The organism is Selenomonas sp. oral taxon 892 str. F0426 (assembly GCF_000468035.1).
Lineage (GTDB): Bacteria > Bacillota > Negativicutes > Selenomonadales > Selenomonadaceae > Centipeda.
Genome location: NZ_KI260543.1, coordinates 13,848 through 19,812, shown reverse-complemented (window position 1 = coordinate 19,812; position 5,965 = coordinate 13,848). Strand labels below are relative to the sequence as shown.

At 57.5% G+C, this 5,965-nt stretch carries 6 protein-coding genes; 2 read left to right on the top strand and 4 right to left on the bottom strand.

Translation table 11 applies throughout. From position 1 onward, the window contains the following. Positions 1 to 125 precede the first annotated feature (125 nt). Complete coding sequence (locus HMPREF1992_RS08655; RefSeq protein WP_037359310.1) at positions 126 to 1,583, bottom strand: ShlB/FhaC/HecB family hemolysin secretion/activation protein; 1,458 nt, start codon at positions 1,581 to 1,583, stop codon at positions 126 to 128. A gap of 320 nt (positions 1,584 to 1,903) precedes the next feature. Then, positions 1,904 to 2,626: a DUF4198 domain-containing protein gene (locus HMPREF1992_RS08650; RefSeq protein ID WP_021685507.1), complete on the bottom strand. Its 723-nt coding sequence runs from the start codon at positions 2,624 to 2,626 to the stop codon at positions 1,904 to 1,906. A 213-nt stretch (positions 2,627 to 2,839) separates the two neighbouring features. Between HMPREF1992_RS08650 and HMPREF1992_RS08645 the strand changes: the two genes are divergently transcribed. Further along, positions 2,840 to 3,790 (top strand): LPP20 family lipoprotein, encoded by a 951-nt coding sequence (locus HMPREF1992_RS08645; RefSeq protein ID WP_021685506.1) that lies wholly within the window; start codon positions 2,840 to 2,842, stop codon positions 3,788 to 3,790. Positions 3,791 to 3,871: 81 nt separating this feature from the next. Next, a complete protein-coding gene (locus HMPREF1992_RS08640; protein ID WP_021685505.1) occupies positions 3,872 to 4,093 on the top strand; it encodes a molybdopterin-binding protein in 222 nt (73 codons plus the stop codon). 179 nt (positions 4,094 to 4,272) lie between these two features. Here the strand turns inward: HMPREF1992_RS08640 and HMPREF1992_RS08635 are convergent, their stop codons facing one another. Together HMPREF1992_RS08635 and HMPREF1992_RS08630 are read right to left on the bottom strand one after the other, a co-directional pair. Continuing rightward, positions 4,273 to 4,944, bottom strand: coding sequence for a trimeric intracellular cation channel family protein (locus tag HMPREF1992_RS08635; protein ID WP_021685504.1), 672 nt, complete (start codon positions 4,942 to 4,944; stop codon positions 4,273 to 4,275). 395 nt (positions 4,945 to 5,339) lie between these two features. Then, positions 5,340 to 5,738 (bottom strand): endonuclease domain-containing protein, encoded by a 399-nt coding sequence (locus HMPREF1992_RS08630; protein WP_021685503.1) that lies wholly within the window; start codon positions 5,736 to 5,738, stop codon positions 5,340 to 5,342. Between the last annotated feature and the right edge of the window lie 227 nt (positions 5,739 to 5,965).

The following is a 5,965-nucleotide window of genomic DNA, read 5'->3' as shown; positions in this document are numbered from 1 at the left end:
GGGGAGGCTTTGGGGTACGGCTCACAGCTTTCCCCGTCGCTACGGGGGCTTTGAGAAACGCTACATCAGCTTCCCCCGCCGCTACGGGGGAGGTGCCGAGCGTAGTGAGCCGATAGGGGCGCCCCTTAGAAGTTCACGCTCGCCATCAGGTTCCAATGGCGGCTGTTCTGCTTCGTGAGGTTCACCTTGTCTGCGTCACGCAGGATCGCTGCATAGTCGAGTGCGAGCGAGAAATGCCCATCTGCATAGCGTACGCCAAGTCCCGCGCTCGCGATGCTCTCACTGTCAAAGATCAGGTTGCGGTTCGCGCTGCTCTTGTTGTTCGAGAGGTGCGCATAGTCCGTGAATGCGATGAGTCGCGTGTGCTTTGCAATCTCCGGTGTGTAGATCTCAAGGCTGCCGACAAAGCCCTTGTCCGCACCGATCGCACGCTCGTCGAATCCGCGTACGCTCATCTGTCCGCCCGCACCGATCTGCTCAGACGGAACGACGTGATCGCGTGTGTACTGTCCGCTGAGTCGTACGGCGCCGATCCAGTCACCTGCCGTGCGTGCCTGATAGTTCACCCCTGCACGCAGGAGAGTAAACTGGCGGTCTGCCCCAGGCGAGACACGCTCATACGCTGCTCCATCCCCATTGATATTGGCCGCAATTCCCACGTTATACGAGAACGTGCTGTTCGCTTTGCGCTCCGCGTGCAGATAGGTTGCCCTAGCGAGGATGACGCGGTAGTCGGTTTCGAGTTTGATGGGTCTGCCGCCGATGGTAAAACCATAGTCGCTCTCCGTGCGCCGATACCCGATCCCGAAGTCGAGAATGTCCTTGTTGCGCGAGGTGTAGGAGAGGAATCGCTGATAGTGCAGGTCGGCACTCGTGCTCTTGCCGCCGATATTGAGGTCGTAAAGGCTGGTCCCCGTCGGGTAGTTGTCGATGTTTGTGCGTCCGTGGCTGACGCTTGCGGAGATGGCACCTTTCCACTCCGGCATGAGTTTCCGATAGGAGAGTGCGCCGACCTTTACATCACCAAAATGTCCCGGGGAGGTAACGAAGGAGACGCCGAGGGTATCTGCATTCCCAGAGATATTGGTGTTGAGGTAGGTGAGGGAGTTGCGCCAGTCGCCTGTCTCCTCCGTCCCCGTGTTGCTGACGCTGAGGCGGACATGGTCGCTCTTTTTCTCCTGCACACGAACGGTGACACGATAGGCGCCGGCTCCTGCGGGCGTAAACTCCGTTCCGAGGACGAGCGCACCCGTGTCGTTGACACTCTGGATCTCCTGCGAGAGTTTGCGGATGTTGACGGTCTCACGGGAGAGCTCAGGCAACAGGGCACGCACGGTCCTTTCGCTCATGCTGTCTACGCCCTGGACGATGACGGCGCTGACGCGTACGTTCATATTCTTCACGTCCAAGGGTTTTGCGTTCTTCTCTGCCTCCTGACGAATGTCGCTGCCCACGCGCTGGATCTCGCGCGATGCGCTGCTGCGGTCGCTGTCCGCAGGTGCTGCCCCTGCGGTCCCTGCTGCCAGCAGTGTGCTGCCCGTGAGTAGTGCCGCTGCTAGAATCCTTGCCTCTTTTTTCTTCATGCTCTCTACCATCCTTTCGGAAGTACGCACCTTGTGCCGCATTTTGCAAAGCACGATTCCTTCGCACTTCGTTCTGCTTTGCTGTCTCATCTCTATCCGCAGGAATGCGGCTGCTCACCTCGTGTTAAGAAAATGTCAACAAATTTATTTTTTCTTAACACCTTTCAAAATTATATCATGTGTTTTTTATCCCGTCTAGGTTTTTTCGCCTGTTTTCCATTATTATTTTAATCAAGAAGAACGTATTATTACAGCAATACAAAACGCACAAAAAAAACGCAGCTGCATACACAGCTGCGCGTTTCGTTTGCTATGAGGTTTTACTCGGCGGGGATAATGAAGGAGAGTGAGCTGAAGATCTTCTTCGTTACAATCTCATTGTCCGTGGGGAAACCGACCTCGACGCCGATCACGTTCAGACCGTTGTTCGCGATGCGCACGGAGACATAGCCGTTCGCATCCGCCTGCGTCTCATTCGTCAGGTCGCCGAGCACATCCGCGATCACGGGTGCATTGGCATACGGTGCGCCGTCCTTGTAGATGCGCAGCTGCAGCGTATCACCGCGGCGCAGCGTCAGCGGGTTCACCGCCGGCACAATCTGGATGGGCACATTGTAGAGTCCCGCCGGCCGCACATCTGCATTCCAGTAGTGCACGTTATACTTGTAGGCATACGTCACCGCCTTGAGATTCTCGATGTTCGAGAAGTCACGGGTCGGGATCACCTTGCCGTCCGTCGTCTTGGCAAAATAGCCATAGTCGAAGAACGTCGCCGTCACACCGAGATCATCCCCCGGCACGATGCTCACATTCTTCTCCCCGTCGACACGCTCCACTGTCGTCGGCTGGAAGTTCACATCATACGCGTCAATGCGCTGCACGCAGTCGGGGTTGTACGCATTGTCGAGAGGACCTTCTCCGAGCACGAGCGTCTTCATATCAACGCGATTCGCAAAGAAGACCCCGTGCGCGTCCGCAGGAGCTGCATACATACCCAGCCCCATCGCTGCACCAAGCATTGCTGCCAAAAATTTTTTCTTCATCGAATTTCCTCCCATCGAAAAACAAGATGTGCACGAAATACAGCGAGCACTGTATTTCGTTTATTATAGTATAAATAATTCGCATTTGCAACAACACCCGCTCTTAGTGTCCCAGGCTCTCACGAAATACTAATTTATTTTTTATCATCTTCTATCCTTTATTTGCGATATTCCAATGGAAGGTACTCTTAGAAAATTCAAGGAGGAACATCTATGCAGACTCTAAAATCTATGGTGTTTGCTGTTCTCATGCTCGCACTGCTCATCGGAGCACAGAGCACGACCGAGGCCGCTGCCAACTGGGACGGAGGCAATATTCGTGCGGAAGGCCTTGGCATAGCTCCCCCGAACACCGTGAGCTATGCGCAGGCACGTGCGCTTGCGCGGCGCGCCGCCATCACCGACGCCTACCGTCAGCTCGCCGAGCAGATTCAGGGCGTCAGCGTCGATGCCACCACCACCGTGGAGAACATGATGGTGACGAACAACACCATCCGCACCCACGTCAGCGCCCTGATCCGCGGCGCACAGATCGTTGAGGAGAAGTCGAACCGTGACGGCTCGTATACCGTCACCCTCGAGCTGCCCATCTACGGTGCCGGCTCGCTCGCAAGCGGTATCTTTACGCCGAACAGGACGCCCGACGCGTGGACGGCGCCCGACAGCGTCTACACGCCCTATCGCCCGCAGAACTACGACACAACGGGCAACGGCACGTACGACCGCGGCAATCGCAGGACAGATCGTCCGAAGAACACAGGCAAAACGACTGCCCCCGCCCCCCTCGTACCTGCACCATCCAGCAGCTCTGCTGCAGCCGCGCCCACAGGAAAAGCGATCGGCGGCTACACCGGCGTCATCATCGACTGCCGTGGTCTTGGACTGCGTCCCGTCATGAGCCCTGTCATCAAGGCGGAGAACGGCCGCCCCATCTACGGCTACAAGAACCTCGACAGCGACAAGGTCGTCGCAAACGGCATGGCAGCATACGCACGCAGCGAGTCCGACGCCACGCGTGCCGGCAAGAATCCGCTGCGTCTGCGTGCCATCGCCGTTGACGGCGGTGCGAATCCCGTCCTCTCGAGTGAGGATGCCCGGCGCCTCCTTCTCGAGAACGGCGCAAGCGGCTTCCTCGACGCGACAAACGTCGTATTTATTCGCTAAAAAGGTGACCTTCATCACGCTTTTTTCAGAGGTACTATGTTATAATAGTATTGTTACTACAAAATAAGGGAGGGAACTATTATGAAACTCAGTGCACGTAACCAGCTCAAAGGCAAGGTCGTCTCGATCGAGAAGGGTGCCGTCAACGGCATCGTCGGCATCGAGCTGAAGGGCGGCGACGTCGTCACGGCGACGATCAGCCTGAACTCCATCCAGGAGCTCGGCCTCGAGGTCGGCAAGGAAGCGTACGCCGTCATCAAGGCAACGTCCGTCATGGTCGGCGTCGATCACCACCACAGCTAAGATTTAGGGAATCGCTGATAAAATAGCCCCTCAGATTGGTGCGGCTGAATTTATCAGTACTTCCTTAGCAGCGCATAGAAAATCCCCGCACATCGGACATTCCGGCGTGCGGGGATTTTTTTGCAGTTTTAGGAACGCGGGAGGCAGTACGCGTCAGTATGACGGAAGGGGCGCTCCCGTTACTCCTCCACTTTATGCGCACGATGCCGCTTCGGCGGGCGCGGATGATAGAGACTCCAGTTCCAGTGAATCGCCGCAAAACGGATCAGGAGCACAATCAGGAACGCGAGCCACGAGTCCGTCTCCACGCCGAGCGTAAAGCGCAGCGTGCAAAAGACAAACGCCCCCACGAGAGCCGCTGCCGCATAGACCTCCGCATAGAGCACAACGGGCATCCGCTGCGCCAGCACGTCGCGGATCATGCCGCCGCCCACCGCCGTCGTCGCCGCGAGCAGGATCGGCAGCACATAGCTGTCCTCGCCGCCGACGCGCACACCCGTCAGTGCGCCCGTGATCGTAAAGGCAGCCAGACCGATCGTATCCGACACATTGAAGATCGTCAGCAGACGCTGCCGCCGCATGCGGTGCAGCGCCGTCCACTGATAGAGCAGCGATGTCGCGAGCGCGACCCCCACCGAGAGGAGAAAATTCGTCGTATCGCGCAGCGCCATCGGCGGCGTGATGCCGACCAGCATATCGCGCACCATACCGCCGCCGACCGCCGTCGCGAGCGCGAGCACCGAGATGCCGAAGATATCCATGCGGCGCGACAGCCCCACAAGCGCTCCCGACACAGCAAAGGCGAGCGTCCCGATGATATCGAACAGCCGCCACAGATCCTCCACGAGCATAATTTCATCCTTCCCTTTTGAAGCTCATTTCGCTTGAGCCGTCCACGGCGCCCCATCCCACTCTTTTAGCTTCCCCCGCCAATGCGGGGCCTGTGCGCGAAACGCGTAGAAGTGCCGAACGCAGTGAGGCGATAGGGGCGCTTGTATCTCGTGCGACTCTCTCACGGCAGAAAACCAAAATCGTCCAAGGCGCCCCTTCCACCGCTTCGCGGTCCCCCTCCCCCGTGCCGCACGGGGGAGGCTTTTCGTTCACGGTATATTAGCTTCCCCCGCCGATGCAGGGCCTGTGCGCGAAACGCGTAGAAGTGGCGAGCAACGCGAGCCGATAGGGGCGCCTCTCACTCATTCGACTCTCTGCCGATAGGGGCGCCCGTGACTCGTGCAACGATCTGACATCAATACACGTGCCCATCCTCTTCTGCCCCGCACACATCATCCCCTAATCGAATATCGGCAATCGCCCGTTCAACCGCCGCACAGACATCGGAAAATTTTCTTTGAATTTGTTCATTCGTAAAGCGGAGCAGGCGAATATCGTGCTCCCTCAAAAATTTCGTCCGCGCATCGTCATAGAGCCGCACTTCTTCCTCAAAATGCTGACTTCCGTCCACCTCTACAGCAAGGCGCAGTGAAACCGCATAGAAATCTACAATATATTTTCCGATGGGCTGCTGTCGGCGAAAATGGCAGGAATGCTTTGACAGAAAATCATACCAAAGACGTCGTTCTTCGGGCGTCATGCTGTGCCGCATCTCTTTTGCGTATTTCTTTGACCTTGACTTGTAGTCACGCATGAGATTGCCTTTCCTCCATCGCTCAAAGGCCTCGACCTGTACTCCATCGAAAAAGAGCCGCAGCTCCTACAGGCGCCCCTTCCACCGCTTCGCGGTCCCCCTCCCCCGTGCCGCACGGGGGAGGCTTTTCGTCTGCGGCATATCAGCTTCCCCCGCCGATGCGGGGCTTTTAGTGTACGCCCATCACGCTCTTTTAGCTTCCCCCGCCGATGCGGGGCCTGTGCGCG